Origin of the sequence: Actinopolymorpha sp. NPDC004070 (assembly GCF_040610475.1) — a bacterium.
GTDB lineage: Bacteria > Actinomycetota > Actinomycetes > Propionibacteriales > Actinopolymorphaceae > Actinopolymorpha.
The window spans coordinates 305,313-322,510 of sequence record NZ_JBEXMJ010000004.1; the positions used below are offsets into that span (position 1 = coordinate 305,313).

The 17,198-nt window shown below is 71.8% G+C and carries 15 protein-coding genes; 8 read left to right on the forward strand and 7 right to left on the reverse strand.

Annotation, left to right across the window (positions count from 1 at the left end; genetic code table 11):
* Positions 1-13: 13 nt before the first annotated feature.
* Together ABZV93_RS10220 and gcvT are read right to left on the reverse strand one after the other, a co-directional pair.
* The gene (locus ABZV93_RS10220) at positions 14-322 is read right to left on the reverse strand and encodes a helix-turn-helix transcriptional regulator (protein ID WP_354933105.1); all 309 of its coding nucleotides are present in this window, start codon (positions 320-322) and stop codon (positions 14-16) included.
* A gap of 69 nt (positions 323-391) precedes the next feature.
* On the reverse strand, positions 392-1,486 hold the full coding sequence (gcvT, locus tag ABZV93_RS10225) for a glycine cleavage system aminomethyltransferase GcvT (protein WP_354933107.1): 1,095 nt from the start codon (positions 1,484-1,486) through the stop codon (positions 392-394).
* A gap of 146 nt (positions 1,487-1,632) precedes the next feature.
* Here gcvT and ABZV93_RS10230 point away from each other — a divergent pair, with 146 nt between their 5' ends.
* On the forward strand, positions 1,633-3,144 hold the full coding sequence (locus tag ABZV93_RS10230) for a leucyl aminopeptidase (protein ID WP_354933109.1): 1,512 nt from the start codon (positions 1,633-1,635) through the stop codon (positions 3,142-3,144).
* 67 nt (positions 3,145-3,211) lie between these two features.
* Here the strand turns inward: ABZV93_RS10230 and ABZV93_RS10235 are convergent, their stop codons facing one another.
* Entirely contained in the window at positions 3,212-3,580 is a 369-nt protein-coding gene (locus ABZV93_RS10235) for a hypothetical protein (RefSeq protein ID WP_354933111.1), read from the reverse strand.
* 351 nt (positions 3,581-3,931) lie between these two features.
* Between ABZV93_RS10235 and lpdA the strand changes: the two genes are divergently transcribed.
* The 3 genes from lpdA (at position 3,932) to ABZV93_RS10250 (ending at position 8,252) form a co-directional block, all read left to right on the forward strand.
* Positions 3,932-5,323, forward strand: a complete 1,392-nt coding sequence (gene lpdA, locus ABZV93_RS10240) for a dihydrolipoyl dehydrogenase (protein ID WP_354933113.1) — start codon at positions 3,932-3,934, stop codon at positions 5,321-5,323.
* Positions 5,324-5,370: 47 nt separating this feature from the next.
* On the forward strand, positions 5,371-7,170 hold the full coding sequence (gene sucB / locus ABZV93_RS10245; RefSeq protein WP_354933115.1) for a 2-oxoglutarate dehydrogenase, E2 component, dihydrolipoamide succinyltransferase: 1,800 nt from the start codon (positions 5,371-5,373) through the stop codon (positions 7,168-7,170).
* 188 nt (positions 7,171-7,358) lie between these two features.
* Complete coding sequence (locus ABZV93_RS10250; protein WP_354933117.1) at positions 7,359-8,252, forward strand: TIGR01777 family oxidoreductase; 894 nt, start codon at positions 7,359-7,361, stop codon at positions 8,250-8,252.
* A gap of 33 nt (positions 8,253-8,285) precedes the next feature.
* Here ABZV93_RS10250 and ABZV93_RS10255 read toward each other — a convergent pair whose 3' ends face one another.
* Both ABZV93_RS10255 and ABZV93_RS10260 read right to left on the reverse strand, forming a co-directional pair.
* A complete protein-coding gene (locus tag ABZV93_RS10255; RefSeq protein WP_354933119.1) occupies positions 8,286-9,938 on the reverse strand; it encodes a protein kinase in 1,653 nt (550 codons plus the stop codon).
* 66 nt (positions 9,939-10,004) lie between these two features.
* Positions 10,005-11,789 carry a serine/threonine-protein kinase gene (locus tag ABZV93_RS10260; RefSeq protein WP_354933121.1) on the reverse strand — a complete coding sequence of 595 codons (1,785 nt, stop codon included), beginning with the start codon at positions 11,787-11,789 and terminating at the stop codon, positions 10,005-10,007.
* 93 nt (positions 11,790-11,882) lie between these two features.
* On the opposite strand from ABZV93_RS10260, the gene lipB reads away from it, so the two are divergent.
* A complete protein-coding gene (gene lipB, locus ABZV93_RS10265; RefSeq protein WP_354933123.1) occupies positions 11,883-12,542 on the forward strand; it encodes a lipoyl(octanoyl) transferase LipB in 660 nt (219 codons plus the stop codon).
* A gap of 19 nt (positions 12,543-12,561) precedes the next feature.
* Here the strand turns inward: lipB and ABZV93_RS10270 are convergent, their stop codons facing one another.
* Complete coding sequence (locus ABZV93_RS10270) at positions 12,562-13,140, reverse strand: inosine/xanthosine triphosphatase (protein WP_354933336.1); 579 nt, start codon at positions 13,138-13,140, stop codon at positions 12,562-12,564.
* Between the two features lie 104 nt (positions 13,141-13,244).
* On the opposite strand from ABZV93_RS10270, the gene lipA reads away from it, so the two are divergent.
* Together lipA and ABZV93_RS10280 are read left to right on the forward strand one after the other, a co-directional pair.
* A complete protein-coding gene (gene lipA, locus ABZV93_RS10275) occupies positions 13,245-14,189 on the forward strand; it encodes a lipoyl synthase (RefSeq protein WP_354933125.1) in 945 nt (314 codons plus the stop codon).
* A 71-nt stretch (positions 14,190-14,260) separates the two neighbouring features.
* The gene (locus ABZV93_RS10280; RefSeq protein WP_354933127.1) at positions 14,261-14,959 is read left to right on the forward strand and encodes a DUF4191 domain-containing protein; all 699 of its coding nucleotides are present in this window, start codon (positions 14,261-14,263) and stop codon (positions 14,957-14,959) included.
* A gap of 37 nt (positions 14,960-14,996) precedes the next feature.
* Here the strand turns inward: ABZV93_RS10280 and ABZV93_RS10285 are convergent, their stop codons facing one another.
* Entirely contained in the window at positions 14,997-15,458 is a 462-nt protein-coding gene (locus tag ABZV93_RS10285; protein ID WP_354933130.1) for an RDD family protein, read from the reverse strand.
* 243 nt (positions 15,459-15,701) lie between these two features.
* Here ABZV93_RS10285 and glnA point away from each other — a divergent pair, with 243 nt between their 5' ends.
* Positions 15,702-17,126, forward strand: a complete 1,425-nt coding sequence (gene glnA / locus ABZV93_RS10290) for a type I glutamate--ammonia ligase (RefSeq protein ID WP_354933132.1) — start codon at positions 15,702-15,704, stop codon at positions 17,124-17,126.
* Positions 17,127-17,198 lie beyond the last annotated feature (72 nt).

The following is a 17,198-nucleotide window of genomic DNA, read 5'->3' on the forward strand; positions in this document are numbered from 1 at the left end:
CTCTACGGGCTGGTCAGGCTTCGGGTCGAGCGTCGGATCGGGTCGAGCCGCCGAGCCGGACGTCGAGCCGGTGGCCGACGGCGGCGGCGTAGCGCTCCAGTGTGGACAGGCGTACGTCGGCCTCACCGGCCTCCAGCCGGGCGACCGCCGACTGGGACGTACCCATCCGCGCGGCCACCTGGGTCTGGGAGAGCCCGGACCGCCGGCGCAGGTCGACCAGCGACTCCGCCAGCGCCCGGCGCCGCAGCGCCATCTCCCGGAATCCGGGCATCACCGGCAGGTCGTCGTCGGCCCGGGACGACGGGGAGGACTCGTTCGCCATACCGGGAACGCTATCTCGCAAACGAGATAGCCGCCAGCCCACCGAAGCCTGGTCCGGGCGCGGTGCCGGTCAGCCAGTCGGAGAGGCCTCGACGAAGGGCGGGCGGCGGACCGCGAACGCCTCCCGCCGGCCGCGTACGTCGACCGCGACCTCCGACCCCTCGCTCACCGATGCGTCCAGCAGGGCCAGTCCGATCCCCACCCGCCGGGTCGGGGAGAACGTCCCGCTGGTCACCACGCCCACCGGCGAGCCGTCGGCGTCGACCACGGACATGCCCGGCCGCGGAATACCCCGGCCGATCGCCTCCAGGCCGAGCAGCCGCCGGGCGGGCCCGGCCGCATGCTCGGCCGACAGCACCGACCGGCCCCAGAACGCGGGCTTCTTCCAGCCGACGGCCCAGCCGAGGCGGGCCTGCACCGGGGTGATGTCGAGGGAGATGTCCTGCCCGTGCAGGGGATAGCCCATCTCGGTGCGCAGCGTGTCGCGGGCGCCGAGTCCGCAGGCCGCGATGTCGTACGCCGCACCGGCGGCGAGGATCGCGTCCCACAGCGCCGTCCCGGCGTGCGCCGGCGCCACGAGTTCGTACCCGCGTTCACCGGTGTAGCCGGTACGGCAGACGGTGACCGGCGCCGACTGCCAGTCGGCCTGCACGAACGACATGTACCCGTGCCCGGTCGGCAACCCGGCGGCAGCAAGAACGTCGTCGCTGCGCGGGCCCTGGACGGCGAGCACCACGAAGTCGTCGTGCAGGTCGGCCACCTCCACCCCGGCCGGCGCCCGGGCGGCCAGCCGGCGGACGACCTCGGCACAGTTGGCGGCGTTCGGCACGAGGAACACCTCGTCCGGTCCGCGCAGGTAGGCGATCAGGTCGTCCACGACTCCGCCGGTGGCGTCGTCGCAGCACAGGGTGTACTGCGCCTTGCCCGGCTCGATCCTGGCCAGGGAGTTAGTCAGGGTGGAGTCGATGTAGTCCGCCGCCCCGGGCCCGCTGACCCGCGCCTTGCCCAGGTGGCTCACGTCGAACACGCCGGCGCCGGACCGCACGGCCGCGTGCTCGCGCAGCACGCCTCCCCCGGCGTACTCCAGCGGCATCTCCCAGCCGCCGAACTCCGCGAACTTCGCGCCGAGCCCCTGGTGCCGGTCGTGCAGCGGCGAACGTTTCATGTCCGCGAACCTACCGAACCGGCCGGTTGGGGGGACCCACGGCGTAGCATCCGCCGGACAGGCGTTTCGAAGTTCTCAGCTCCGTTCACCCGCCCTGTTCACCCACACGGCACCGTCAACGAGCCGGCAACGAGGAGAGATCAAGCGTGAGTGCGAAAAGTCCGAGCATCTCCGTCCGCAAGGCGTCCGCCCCTTCGGTGAAGGTGGACGCGCTGATCGTCGGCGTGTCGCCCGGTGACCAGGAAGTGACGCTCGACTCCGGGGCCCGCGAGGTCGACAAGGCGTTCGGCGGCCGGCTCGCCGCGACCCTCACCGCGCTGGGGGCCAAGGGCAAGGCCGAGGAGGTGACGCTGCTCCCCTCTCCCGACGGCGTGGACGCCACCGTGGTCGCGGCGGTCGGGCTGGGAGGTGACGAGCCGGGAGTCGAGGCGCTGCGCCGGGCCGCCGGTGCCGTCGTACGCCGGCTGGCGGGCAAGGCCGACACCGTGGCGTTCGCGGTGGGCGACGGAGCCGCCGAGAGCGTCGGCGCCCTCGCCGAGGGTGCGCTGCTCGGGTCGTACACCTTCGACCGTTACCGCACCGACGCCGACAAGCGGCCGGCGCCGATCTCCGCGGTCACCGTGCTGACCGGCAAGGCGCGCGACAAGGCCGTCAAGACCGCCTTGACGCGGGCGGAGACGGTGGCGGCGGCGGTGAACCTCACCCGCGACTGGGTCAACACCGCGCCCTCCGACCTGTATCCCGAGGTGTTCGCCGAGGAGGCCAGGGTGGCCGGCAAGCGGGCCGGCCTCACCGTCGAGGTGCTGGACCGTAAGGCGATGGTGGCCAAGGGGTACGGCGGGACGCTCGGCGTCGGGCAGGGTTCCGAACGCGAGCCGCGGGTCGTCCGGCTGAGCTACAAGCCGGCCCGGGCCAAGAAGCACCTGGTCTTCGTCGGTAAGGGGATCACGTTCGACACCGGCGGTATCTCCCTCAAGCCCAACGAGGGCATGCTGACCATGAAGAGCGACATGGCCGGCGCGGCGGCGGTGCTCGCCGCGGTCACCGCGGTCGCCGACCTGCAGCTCCCGGTTGCGGTGACGGCCTGGGCGCCGATGGCGGAGAACATGCCGTCCGGGTCCGCTCAGCGGCCCTCCGACGTGCTGACCATCTACGGCGGCAAGACCGTCGAGGTGCTCAACACCGACGCCGAGGGCCGGCTGGTCCTGGCCGACGCCATCGCCCGGGCCAGCGAGGACAAGCCCGACGTCATCGTCGACGTCGCCACCCTCACCGGGGCCTGCATGGTCGCGCTCGGCGGCCGGACGTTCGGGATCATGGGCAACGACGAGGACTTCAACTCGTTCGTACGCCGGACCGCCTCCCGCGCCGGCGAGGACGGCTGGCCGCTGCCGATCCCCGAGGGCACCCGGGAGAGCCTGGACTCCAAGGTCGCCGACCTCGCCAACGTCGCCCGCGGGCGGCTGGGTGGCGCCCTGGTGGCCGCGAGCTTCCTGAACGAGTTCGTCGGCGAGGGGATCCGGTGGGCGCACCTGGACATCGCCGGACCTTCGTACAACGACAGCTCTGCCTGGGGCTACACGCCGGTCGGCGGTACGGGCAGCAGCGTGCGCACGCTGGTCGGCCTGGCCGAGGCCGCGGCGGCGGGTGAGCTGTAGCCTGACCGACCGCACGGAAACGCCGGTCGAGCGGCCGAACCCGACGAACCGCGTCCGGCGGGGTGGGTCAGCCCACCTCGCCGGGAGCGGTCGGCCCCAGCGACTTCGCCTGCTTCTCCGCGGCGGCACGCCGGCTGTTCCAGGCCCGCATGCGCTGGGGGTAGCCGACGACCTGCGCGTCGTAGCTGGGGATGCCCAGCCGGTTGGCGAACTCGTGTGCCCTCGCGGCGTCGGGCACCCGCCGCCGGGTCCACTCCCCGTCGTCGGCGACGAGCAGCAGGGTGGTCTCCGTCACGGTCGTCCGCGGCTCCACGAACCCCTCCACACCGCGGCGGGTGCGGGCGAACTCCGTCAGGTGGGCGAGGGCCTCGCCCGAGTCCGCTCCCCGGCCGCGGGCAGGGGCCGAGCCGGCACGCCGCCGGAACCATCGCGGCATCGCGACCTCCTTCGCACCGGAGCTGACTTGTCGATCGAACGCACGAAGTGTGCCGCAGGTTCCGTCCGTCCGGAAGGCCCGGACTCCACCCTGCCGACGGGCGACCCGTACCCCGGCACAGACCTTCCCAAGCTCGTACGAACCACCACGATTCGCCGGTCGGGATACCACGCCGACACGGCCGGGACGGACCCTTTGGGCACTTGGGCATCGAGGGTGGAAAGATGACGGTGGCGTGACGACCTCGTGCCGGTCCACACCGGGAGGAAGCCGCCGACCCACGTTCAGCGGGGTACACGCAGGACACGCAGTACAGGCAGGCAGGATCAGACCAGCGGCACGGAGGACCCCGTGGCGGACAACGACGCCGGCACCTCGTTCGACCTTGTGATCCTTGGCGGAGGCAGCGGCGGATACGCGTGCGCACTGCGCGCGGCCGAACTCGACCTGCGGGTCGCGCTCGTGGAGAAGGACAAGCTCGGCGGCACCTGCCTGCACCGCGGCTGCATCCCGACCAAGGCGCTGCTGCACGCCGCCGAGATCGCCGACAACGCCCGCGACGGCGCCGACTTCGGCATCCGCTCGACGTTCGAGGGCGTCGACATGGCGGGGGTCAACAAGTACAAGGACGGTGTCGTCAACCGCGCGTTCCGCGGCGTCGGCGGACTGCTCAAGGCCCGTGGCGTCACGGTCGTCGAGGGCGAGGGCCGGCTGGTCGCGCCGAACGCCGTCCAGGTCAACGGCACGAGGTACGAAGCCCCCCACGTCGTCCTGTCCACCGGGTCGTACTCCCGCACCCTGCCCGGCCTCGAGGTCGACGGCGAGCGGGTCATCAGCAGCGAGCACGCCCTGCAGCTCACCGATGTGCCGTCCTCGGTCATCGTGCTCGGCGGCGGCGTGATCGGGGTCGAGTTCGCCAGCGTGTGGCGTTCCTTCGGCGCCGACGTCACGATCATCGAGGCACTCCCCCGCCTGCTGGCCGCCGAGGACGAGGCCTGCTCCAAGGCCGTCGAACGCGGCTTTCGCAAGCGCGGCATCACCTACAAGACCAACACGCCGTACAAGAGCGTCGAACGCACCGACCAGGGTGTACGCCTGACCGTCGAGTCCGGCGACACCTACGACGCGGAGCTGCTCCTGGTCGCGGTGGGACGCGGGCCGTCCACCGCCGGTCTCGGCTACGAGGACGTCGGGGTGGAGCTGGAGCGCGGGTTCGTCCGCGTCGACGAACGGCTGCGCACCAGCGTCCCCGGCGTACGCGCGGCCGGTGACATCGTGTTCGGCCTGCAGTTGGCCCACCGCGGCTTCCAGCAGGGCATCTTCATCGCCGAGGACATCGCGGGGCTCGACCCGCCGGTGATCGACGAGACCGGGATCCCGCGGGTGACCTACTGCGACCCCGAGGTGGCCTCGATGGGCCTCACCGAGGCCGCGGCGAAGGAGCAGCACGGAGCGGACGGCATCGAGACGTTCACCTACGACCTGGCCGGCAACCCCAAGAGCCAGATCCTGAAGACGCAGGGCTTCGTGAAGGTGGTCCGGGCCAAGAACGGCCCGGTCGTCGGCATCCACATGGTGGGTGCCCGGGTCGGCGAACTCGTCGGCGAGGCCCAACTGATCTACAACTGGGAGGCGTTCCCCGAGGAGGTCGCCCAGCTGGTCCACATGCACCCGACCCAGAGCGAAGCGATCGGCGAGGCTCACCTGGCCCTCGCCGGCAAGCCGCTGCACGTGCACGGCTGAGGCGCCTCACCCCCAAGGCCCAGGAAAAACCACGACAAGGAGCAAGCATGCCGGTCTCCGTCACCCTTCCCGCCCTAGGGGAGAGCGTCACCGAGGGAACTGTCACGCGGTGGCTGAAGCAGGTGGGCGAAACCGTCCAGGCTGACGAGCCGCTGCTCGAGGTCTCCACGGACAAGGTCGACACCGAGATTCCCGCGCCGAGCGCCGGCGTTCTGCTGCAGATCACCGTCGGTGAGGACGAGACCGTCGAGGTCGGCGCCGAACTCGCCGTCATCGGTTCGGAGGGCGAGCAGGCCGAGGACGGCGGCGCGGACGACTCGGCCCAGGCCGAGCAGGAGCCCGAAGCGGCCCAGGAGCAGGAGGAGCCGGCCGAGGCCGAGCCGGAGCCCGCCCCGGAGCAGGAGGAGCCGGCGCCCGCGTCGGCGAACGGTTCGAGCGGCGGGTCGGACGAGGGCACCTCGGTCACCCTGCCCGCGCTCGGTGAGAGCGTCACCGAAGGCACCGTCACCCGCTGGCTGAAGCAGGTCGGCGACAAGGTCGAGGTCGACGAGCCGCTGCTGGAGGTCTCCACCGACAAGGTGGACACCGAGATCCCGGCCCCGAGCGCCGGCACCCTGGTCCAGATCACGGTCGGCGAGGACGAGACCGTCGAGGTCGGCGCCGAGCTTGGTGTGATCTCCAGCGGCGCCGCCGCGGCGCCCCGGCACGCCGCGCCGAAGTCCGGCGAGCCGGAGAAGGCCGAGCAGAAGCCGGCCCCGAAGGCGGAGCCGAAGCCGGAGCAGAAGGCCGAGCCGAAGCCCGAGCCGAGGCGTGAGCCCGAGCAGCCGGCGGCCCGCCAGGAGCCGGCGAAGCCCGCGGCCCAGAAGCCGGCGGCCGCCACCTCCTCGGAGGAGGGTTCGGCACAGTACGTCACTCCGCTGGTCCGCAAGCTCGCCGCCGAGCACCAGGTCGACCTGTCCTCGGTGACCGGCAGCGGCGTCGGCGGGCGCATTCGCAAGCAGGACGTGCTGGACGCGGCGAAAGCCCGGCAGGAGGCCGAGCAGGCCGCCAGCCAGCAGGCCGAGTCCGCCGAGGGTCTGCCCGGTGCCGCACCGGCCGTGCGGTCCGCACCCACGCAGCCCAGCCCGCTGCGGGGCACGACCGAGAAGCTCAGCCGCCCGCGCAAGGTGATTGCGCAGCGGGTGCACGAGTCGCTGCAGAACACCGCCCAGCTCACCACCGTGGTCGAGGTCGACGTGACGGCCATCGCCCGCATCCGCGACCGGGCCAAGCGCGCGTTCCAGCAGCGGGAGGGCATCAAGCTGTCGTTCCTGCCCTTCTTCGCCAAGGCGGCGCTGGAGGCGCTCAAGGAGCACCCGAAGCTCAACGCCAGCCTGGACCTGGACAAGGGCGAGGTGACCTACCACGCCAACGAGAACCTCGTGATCGCGGTCGACACCGAGCGCGGCCTGATGGTGCCGGTCATCCACGACGCCGGTGACCTCAACGTCACCGGGCTCGCCAAGCGGATCACCGACCTGGCCGAGCGCACCCGCACCAACAAGATCACGCCGAACGAGATCTCCGGCGGCACGTTCACCATCACCAACACCGGCAGCCGGGGCGCGTTGTTCGACACGCCGATCTTCTTCCAGCCGCAGGTCGCCATCCTGGGGACCGGCTCGGTGGTGAAGCGTCCGGTCGTGGTCGACACCCCGCTCGGGGAGACCATCGCCATCCGGCACATGGTCTACCTCGCGCTGAGCTACGACCACCGCCTGATCGACGGGGCGGACGCGGCGAGGTTCCTGGTCGCGGTCAAGACCCGGCTGGAGGACGGCAGCGTGGCCGCGGAGTTCGGCAGCTGAGTTCCCTCCGCGCGGTCACCGCGTTCCGCTCGTAGCGACGAAGCACTGATGCGACACTCGCCGGCCCGTTCCCGGACCCTTCCGGGGACGGGCCGGTGTGCGTCCCGGCTCGATCGGGGCAGGCAGCGGCCCGTCACGACCTGATCTTGGCTGAGCATGCCGACCACTCCGCAGGGCATGCTGGCCGCATGAGATTCGTTCTGGCGGGTGCGTCGGGGTTCCTCGGACAGGCGCTGCGCGCGCGGCTCACCGGCGACGGGCACGAGGTGACCCAGCTGGTACGCCGGCCGCCGCGGGCCGCCGACCAGGCGCAGTGGGATCCCGACCGGAGCCAGGTCGACGCCGAGGTGCTCGCCGGCGCCGACGCGGTGGTCAACCTCGCCGGAGCCAGCATCGGCCGGGTGCCGTGGACCGAGTCGTACCGGCAGACGATCCGGACCAGCCGGCTCGCCACCACCTCGACGCTCGCCCGGGCGCTGGCCGACCTGCCCGACCCGCCGGTGTTCCTCTCCGGGAGCGCCACCGGCTATTACGGCAAGGATCGCGGCGACCTGCTGCTGGACGAGGACTCCCCCGCCGGTGACGGCTTCCTCGCCGAACTCTGCCGCGACTGGGAGGCGGCCACCGATCCGGCCGAGCACGCCGGCGTACGGGTCGTGCACCTGCGTACGTCTCCGGTGTTCGATCGTTCCGGCGGGGCGTTCAAGGTGATGGAGCTGCAGTTCCGGCTCGGTGCGGGCGGGCGGCTCGGGTCCGGCCGGCAGTACCTCCCGATGATCTCCTTGAACGACTGGCTGTCGGCGGTGCAGTTCCTGGCCGAGCAGGCCGACGCACGTGGTCCATACAACCTCACGGTCCCCGAGCCCACCACCAACGCCGAGTTCACCAAGGTGCTCGGCGCGGCACTGCGCCGGCCGACGCTGCTGCCGGTGCCCGCGGTGGCGCTGCGCACCGCGCTCGGGGAGTTCTCCGCGGAGATGCTCGGCAGCGTGCGGCTGATACCGCGCCGGTTGCTGGCCGCGGGGTTCACCTTCGCCGATCCCGACGTCACCGCGCTGGTGGACAGCGCGCTGCACCGCTGACCCAGAACGCGCCGGCCTCTGCGGTGCGCCGGGTCAGCTCTCCTCGATCCGGGAGATCAGCCAGCCCTGGCCGGTCCGGACGAGCGTGATCCGGCGGTGCTTCGCCTCACCGGCCGGACGGGGCACGCGTTTCCCGTCGTCGGACACCACGGAGTACTCCTGCAACTGATCGACGACCCGGAGCACCGCCCGGTCGCGGCGTTCGCTGTCCACGTGCAGCGTCCGGACCGCGAAGCGCAGGCCCTCCAGATGGCAGCCCGCGCGCACGCACTTGTCGATCTCGGTCCGGTCGTCGGCGGCCAGCTCGGAGCCGGCCGGGTAGTAGACGCGACCCAGCACGGCTGGATCGTTCGTGGCGTACGCCTGCGCGCGGCGGGAGTCCAGGGTGGCGAGCACCTTCCGCCACCTGGCCTCCGCGCCGGACGTCCCGGGTGGGGCCTTCGGCGAGGTGGACGTGCTCGGCCTGGCTGTGGGCTTCGGTGTGCCCTTCGCCGTGGGGTCCGTCCGGGACTTCGCCGTGCTCGGGTCCGAAGGGCGGCCCGTCGCGCTCGGAGCCGGCGTGGCACGCGGCGCGGACGTCTGCCCGGCGCTCGGAGCGTTGTCGGAACGCTTCGCCCAGGCGATCCCGCCGACGACCGCACCGGCGACCAGCACCACGGCGGCCGCCACCGCGGCGATCAGGCCGACCCGCGGGCGGCGTTCGTCGTCGTCCAGGTCGAGTTCGTCCGGGCCGCCCGGGCCGCCGGGAGTGTCCGGCACGGCGAACCCCCCAGCGCTCGCCGGCGGGTGCTCGGCCGCGATCCGCTCCGCCCGCGGGCTCGCCGGAGGCCCGTCGTCCTTCGACGCGGGCGGGGCCTGCGAAGCCGCGGCCGCACCGGTCATCGCCGCGAGGTCGGCGTCGGTGAGCACCAGCCCGACCGGGAAGCGGACCGGCGCCGGCGCGCACGCGGCGTAGAGCAGGTCGGCGAACTGCGCGGCGGTGGGCCGGCGAGCCGCGACCGGCTGCAGCCCCGCCCCGACGGCGTGCACCAGCCCGGGTGGCGCGTCCGGAACCTCCTCGGCCAGCGGCGGGCGGGCCTGCCCCGGTCGCGGGACCACGCCGCTCAGAGCGGTGTAGCAGACCGCGGCCAGCCCGTAGACGTCCCCGGCCGGGGTGGTCGCCGGACCTGGCGGGCCGTCCGGATCGGTGTAGCCGTGGGTGCCGAGGGTCTCGCCGCCCTCCACCAGCGCGAGGACGCCCACGTCGGCGAGCATCGGCCGCCCCTCGGCGGTGTAGAGGATCGCCTCCGGCGTCACGTCGCCGTGCAGGAGCCCGCGTTCGTGGGCCGCGGCCAGCGCCTCGGCCACCGGTGCGGCGGTGGTGACCACCTCGCCGGGATCCAGCCGGCCGCGCCCGTGCAGGAGCTGGTCGAGGCTGCCGCCGTCGGCGTGGTCGAGCACCAGGACGACCTCGTCGCCGAGCGGCAGTGCCTCGTGCACCCGCACCAGGTGCGGGTGGTCGATCATCCCGAGAACGGACGCCAGCCGGCGTACGTCCTCCCGTGCGTCCGGGGTGCGGGGGCGGATCCGCCGCAGGGCCACCTGGTCACCGGTGCCGTGGCGGCGGGCCTCCCACACCTCGCCGGTGGCGCTCGCGCTGATCAGCGCACCAAGGTCGAAGCCCTGTACGCGAAACTGCGCCCCCATGGTCGCCTCTCGTGCGGTCGGACGGTCTCGAACGGTCTCGAACGGTCTCGTCGGTGGGCCGAAACCCTAGCGGGACGGCTCGGCAGGCGTCGTACCGGTGAGCTGCCTGCTGGCGGCGATCAGCCACCCGCCCGAGCCGGAGCGTTCGAGGGTGATGCGGAAGCGCTTGGGCGGCCCGCCGTCGTGCGGATAGTAGTTGCCGTCGACCCGCATCCGGTAGGGCTGCAGTTGGCTCTCGGTGTCGACGACCACGCGGTCCGCACTCTGCGACACCACGTGCAGGGAACGGATCGGCGTGCGAAGACCGTCCACGCTGGTGACGCCGCCCCGGCGCTCGTAGTCCCGCATCCGGTCGAGGTCGTCCTTCAGCGGCGGCGACCCGGGCGTGTAGACCTGCGCGAGCAGGGCGCGGTTCCATTCCTTCCACGCCCTGGCGCGGCGCACGTCGAGGCCGTCCAGCACCTTCGCCCACCTGGCCTCCTCCGGCGACATCGCGGCCACTGTGGAGGTCGGCGTCGGATCGGGACCGGGCTCGCGAACAGCCCGCCAGCCGAGCACGCCGGAGACCGCGACCACCACCAGCAGCAACGGAATGCCGACCAGCATCAGCAGCCGCCGGCGGCCCGAACCCTCGGTGTCCTCCGCGTCCTCGCGGTCGTCCGCGCCCTTGCCTGCCTCCCCGGAGTCGACAGGGGTGGCCCTGCCGGAGCGGCTGGAGCGGCGGAGCCGCCACGAGCGCCCGGTCGGCTCCTGCTCGGTGGAGTCCTCGAACCCGGTCGCGTGGCCCGCGTCACCGGCGACCGTGCCGGAGTCGCCGTGCACACTGGGGAAGTCCGGGGCCGGCGCGTCGGCGCGCGGACGGGCCGCGCTCCCCCGCGTCGGATCCCATCCACCCCGCCCGGCCGCCGGCTCACCCGCCGGGCGTGAGCCACCGCTCGTACCGGAGGCACGGCCGGTGGCCGGACCCCCACCGATCCCGAAGTCAGCCCCGAAGTCAGCCCCGGAGTCGGCCCCGACGTCGGTGCGGCCGGTCCCAGGTCCGAGGTTCGGCCCGAACGGCGAGGAGTCCTCAGCACCAAACCCGGACGGGAAGCGGACCGACGTGCTCGGGCAGGCCGCGGCGAGCTGGGCACCGAACTGCGTCATCGCCGGGCGCTGGGCGGGCTGGGCCTGCAGCCCGGCCTCGACGACGTGCGCCAGCGCCGGCGGAACCCCCGGCGCCACCTGGTGCAGCGGTCGGCGGCCGAGCCCGGGCTCGGGCGTCGTGCCAGTCAGGGCGGTGTAGCAGACGGCGGCCAGCCCGTAGACGTCTCCGGCCGGCGTCGGCGGGCTGCCGTCGTGGCCGGCCGGGTCGGAGTAGCCGACGGTGCCCGCCTCGCCGCCGTCCACGAGCCGCAGCAGGCCCGCGTCGGCGAGCAGCGGACGGGCGTCGGCGGTGAAAAGTACGTTCTCCGGTGTCACGTCCCCGTGCACCATGCCGCGCCGGTGCACCGCCTCCAGCGCGGAGGCCATGGCGGTCGCCACCGTGACGACCTCGCCGGGGTCCAGCGTCGGCCGGGCGAGCAACAACTGGCCGAGGCTGCCGCCCTCGGCGTAGTCGAGGACGAACACCACCTCACGCTCGTACGGCAGCATCTCCCGGATCCGCAGCACGTGCGGGTGGTCCAGGGACTCGAGGGCGGAGACGATCCTCCCGGCATCCTCCAGCGCGTCGGTGCCGCGGGGACGGACCCGCTTCAACGCCGCCTGGGCACCCGAGGACCGCTCCCTGGCCAGCCAGACCTCACCCGCCGGCCCGGCGCCCAGCAGCCCCTCGATGTCGTATCCGTCGACGCGGAAGTCACCCTGCATGATGGGCCAATGATTCCATGGTGATCAGGCGCGACCGCATCACGGCGAGACCCGTTCCGCGGCCGCGCACCGCGAGCGTTCTAAGCTGCGGTCATGGGTTCTCTGCGGTTCGTCCGGGCAGGCTTCGGATCGGAGTCGGTCGAGTACACAACCGCCTGGGCACGCCAGCGCGAGCTGCACGCCGCGCGCGTAGCCGACCAGGCCCCCGACACGGTGCTTCTGCTGGAGCACGAGGCGGTCTTCACCGCCGGCAAGCGGACCGAGCCGCACGAGCGGCCGGTCGACGGCACCCCGGTCATCAACGTCGACCGCGGCGGCAAGCTCACCTGGCACGGGCCCGGCCAGCTGGTCGGTTACCCGATCGTGCGGCTGACCGAGCCGATCGACGTGGTGGCGTTCGTACGCCGGCTCGAGGACGCGCTGATAGCGGTCTGCGCCGACGCCGGCGTGCACACGGTACGGATCGAGGGCCGCAGCGGGGTATGGGTGCCCGCCGACGAGCGTGGACCCGCCCGCAAGATCGCCGCCATCGGACTGCGGGTGGCCCAGGGCGTGACCATGCACGGGTTCGCGCTCAACTGCGACTGCGACCTGTCGGCGTACGACCGGTTCGTGCCGTGCGGCATCACCGACGCGGGTACGACCTCGCTGTCGGTCGAGCTCGGCCGGCCGGCGGGCGTGGCCGACGTGCTCGACACCGTCGAACGCCGGCTCACCGAGGCGCTGGCTCCGGTCGCCGACAACGCGGCCTGAGGACCACGCGCGCTGAGCGCTACTCGCGCCCGCCGAGGACCGGCTCCGCCGAGGGGAACGTCAGGTCGGCGTTGCGGAACGGCACCATCGCCAGCACCAGCGCGTGGGCGTAGAACGCCACCCGGTCGATGACACCGCCGGTGAGCGGGCCGACCGTTCCGGTCGTGGACTTGGTGTCGGTGCCACCCATCACCTCGTCGGTGGCGGTGCCGAGTTCGACGCCGGCGCGAATCCGGTCGGCGATCTCCGCGGGCAGGGTGAAGGTCGCGGTCCTGCTCTCACCGCGAATGACCGGCCCGTCCGGCTCCCGGCGGCCGAGGACGACGATCCAGGCCATGCAGTCGAGGGCACCGTCGCGTTCGATCACGCCGCCCTCGACGCCGACCCACAGGTTGGCGTTCGGGCGGTCCTGACGAGCGGCCTCGGCGCGGTTACGGGCACCCCGCAGGGTCTCCTCGTCGCCGACCGGTTGCTGGCGAACCCCGGACGCCACGTCGACCGTGACCGAGTCCACTTCGTCCTCACCGAGGGCGACCTTGACGGCTTCGAGCGTGGCGCGGCGCTTGACCGGATTGCCCGAGGCGATGACTACGCACATAGACACGAGGCACAACCTAACCCCGGGTAGCAAATCCGCGGCACAGGAGGGCGGCGTACGCACGCACTTCCGGACGACTCGCCACCGCACCGTACGCTGAGGGGGTGACTGCGCTGGCCCCTGACGGACGCAAGCTGCTGCGCATCGAAGCGCGCAACAGCCAGACGCCGATCGAGAAGAAGCCCGAATGGATCAAGACCCGGGCACGGATGGGTCCGGAGTACACCGAGCTCCGCTCACTGGTCAAACGTGAGGGGCTGCACACGGTGTGTCAGGAGGCGGGCTGTCCCAACATCTACGAGTGCTGGGAGGACCGCGAGGCGACGTTCCTCATCGGCGGAGACCAGTGCACCCGGCGGTGCGACTTCTGCCAGATCGACACCGGCAAGCCCGCCGAGCTGGACCGCGACGAGCCGCGCCGGGTGGCCGAGAGCGTCCGCCAGATGGGCCTGCGCTACGCCACGATCACCGGCGTCGCCCGCGACGACCTGCCCGACGGCGGTGCCTGGCTGTACGCCGAGACGGTGCGGGTCATCCACGAGCTCAACCCCGACACCGGGGTGGAAAACCTCATCCCGGACTTCAACGGCAAGCCCGACCTGCTGGGTGAGGTGTTCGACTCCCGGCCGGAGGTGCTGGCCCACAACGTCGAGACCGTGCCCCGGATCTTCAAGCGGATCCGCCCCGGCTTCCGGTACGAGCGGTCGCTGGACGTCATCCGGCAGGCCAGGGAGTACGGCCTGGTCACCAAGTCCAACCTCATCCTGGGCATGGGCGAGGAACGCCACGAGATCAGCGCCGCGATGCGCGACCTGGTGGACGCCGGCTGCGAGCTGCTGACGATCACGCAGTACCTCCGCCCCTCCGTACGCCACCACCCGGTCGAGCGCTGGGTGAAGCCGGAGGAGTTCGTCGAGCTCTCCGAGGAGGCGAGTGGACTAGGCTTTGCGGGAGTGATGTCCGGACCGCTCGTCCGCTCCTCCTACCGCGCCGGCCGGCTCTACCGCCAGGCGCTGGAGTCCCGGGAGCAGCCGGCGTCGTCCAGCTGAGCAACCACCCGTGCCGGGACGGCCGACCCAGCCGGCCCCGTACACCTTGAGGAAGGACCCACCAGCCGACCATGGCCAAGCGCGACGAGACTCCCGAGAACAAACAAGGCCGGGTCGCCCAGGTCCGCGCCGCCTACTCGATCACCAAGGAAGTCCAGCCGCTGATCGGGCTGATCCTCGCCGGCATCTTCCTCGCCGTGATCGTGGTGTTCGTCGCTGTCGGCTTCGTGCTGAAGAACCCCATCCTCTGGGGCGTCACGGGCATTCCGTTCGCCGTACTGCTCACGGTGATCTTCTTCGGCCGGCGCGTGGAGAAGGCCGCCTACTCCCGCCTGGAGGGTCAGCTCGGCGCCGGGGCCAACGCCCTGTCCACCCTGCGCAAGGGCTGGACGGTCGACCCGGCGGTGGCGGTGACGCGCAACCAGGACGTCGTACACCGGGTGGTGGGCAGGCCGGGGATCGTACTGGTCGCCGAGGGCGCGCCCAACCGGGTGGGCAACCTGCTCGCCAACGAGAAGCGCAAGCACGCGCGGGTAGCTCCCGACACCCCGATCTACGACGTCGTGGTCGGTGACGGCGAGGGGCAGGTCCCGCTGCGCAGGTTGTCCGGGCATGTCATGAAGCTTCCCCGCAACCTCCGCCCGGCCGAGGTCACCGAGGTGCTCAACCGGCTGAAGGCGCTGTCGGCCAACCGGAGCCAGCTGCCGATCCCGAAGGGGCCGCTCCCCCGCAACGCCAAGCTTCCCCCGGGCGCGTCCCGCCCCCGGTAACCCGCCGCGTCCCCTCCGAGGCCTGGGGGGCTCGGGCTCAGCGCGCGCGGACCAGGACGGTGCCGGCCAGCCGGTCGTGCAGGCCGCGGCCGTCGGCGTCCACGACCAGTGGCGGGATGACGAGCAGTACGAGCACCGCACGGACCAGCGAACGCGCGAAGCCCACCGGTTGCCCGTCCAGCCGGGCGACCACCAGGTGCCGCATCCGCTGACCGATGCTCGCGCCGACGAACGCGGTCATCAGCCAGATCTCCACCCCGAACACCATCAGTGGGACGGAGTCGACGATCGTCCAGGGCGACTGCCAGACAGCCGCGTCGCGGACCAGGGCGATCGCCACCAGGTTGGCCAGCAGCCAGTCCAGGAGCAGGGCGGTGATCCGCGCGCCCCAGCCTGCCAGGGCGCCGCGGCCCTCCTCGGGCAGGCCGAGCCGATGTCCGGCGTACTGCTGATCGGTGGCCGCGACCGGACTCCGACGGGACCTCTCCTGCTCGGGCATGGTCAGAGGTTATCCTCTGACACTTCCGGTCCCACGAGACCGCCTGGCGGGTCTGACCAGGCGTAAGACAGCCTCGCGAGGCCCCGGCGCGGCTCCTCCGCGCCCACCGATGAGGTGCAGGGTCGGTGCCCCGCGCCCGGTCCGAGTGCGCCAAACTGGCCGTAACACGCGCGCAACATCGGTGATACGGCAGGGAAACGGCCAGCTCCTAGCGTCGCCTGCCAAGAGACGGAGGAGGGCCGAATGTTCGAAAGCGCCGACGAGCTGTTGGCATTCGTACGTGACGAGGGCGTCGAGTTCATCGACGTTCGCTTCTGCGACCTGCCGGGGGTCATGCAGCACTTCAACGTGCCGGCGGGGTCGTTCACGCAGGACGACATCGCCAACGGCCTGATGTTCGACGGGTCGTCGATCCGCGGCTTCCAGGCCATTCACGAATCCGACATGAAGCTGGTTCCGGACCCGGCGACCGCGTTCGTCGACCCGTTCCGGGAGCACAAGACGATCGCGATGAACTTCTCGATCGTCGACCCCTTCACCGACGAGCCCTACAGCCGCGACCCGCGCAACGTCGCCGCCAAGGCCGAGGCCTACCTCAAGGCGAGCAACATCGCCGACACCGCCTACTTCGGACCCGAGGCCGAGTTCTACGTCTTCGACGACGTGCGCTTCGAGACCAAGCAGAACGCCGGTTACTACCACATCGACTCGATCGAGGGTGCGTGGAACACCGGCAAGGACCAGGAGGGCGGCAACAAGGGATACAAGCCGCGCTACAAGGGCGGCTACTTCCCGGTCGGCCCGACCGACCACTTCGCCGACCTGCGCGACAAGATGGTCGCCCAGCTGCTGGCGTCGGGCATCGAGGTCGAGCGTGCCCACCACGAGGTGGGCACCGCGGGCCAGGCCGAGATCAACTACAAGTTCGACTCGCTGCAGCACGCAGGCGACACCCTGATGCTGTTCAAGTACATCATCAAGAACGTCGCCTGGAACGAAGGCCACACCGCGACGTTCATGCCGAAGCCGCTGTTCGGTGACAACGGTTCGGGCATGCACTGCCACCAGAGCCTGTGGAAGGACGGCCAGCCGCTGTTCTACGACGAGCTCGGCTACGGCGGGCTGTCGGACATGGGCCGGTGGTACATCGGCGGGCTGATCAAGCACGCACCCAGCCTGCTGGCGTTCACCAACCCGACGGTCAACTCCTACCACCGGCTGGTCCCGGGCTACGAGGCTCCGGTCAACCTGGTCTACAGCCAGCGCAACCGGTCCGCTGCGGTGCGGATCCCGGTCACCGGTACGAGCCCGAAGGCCAAGCGGATCGAGTTCCGCGTGCCGGACCCGTCCTGCAACCCCTACCTCGCGTTCGCGGCCATGCTGATGGCCGGCGTCGACGGTATCCGCAACAAGATCGAGCCGCCGGAGCCGATCGACAAGGACCTGTACGAGCTGCCGCCGGACGAGCACGCGGCGGTCAACCAGGTGCCGTCCTCCCTGGGGGCGGTCCTCGACCGGCTCGAGGTCGACCACGACTACCTCCTCGAAGGTGGCGTGTTCACCCCGGACCTGATCGAGACCTGGATCGACTGGAAGCGCACCAACGAGATCGACCCCGTGCGTCTGCGTCCGCACCCGCACGAGTTCGAGCTCTACTACGACATCTGATCCACGCAGGTCCCCGACCTGCAAGATCACCGCGAAAACGGCGGCTGACCTGCGGAAACGCCTCTCGGCGCT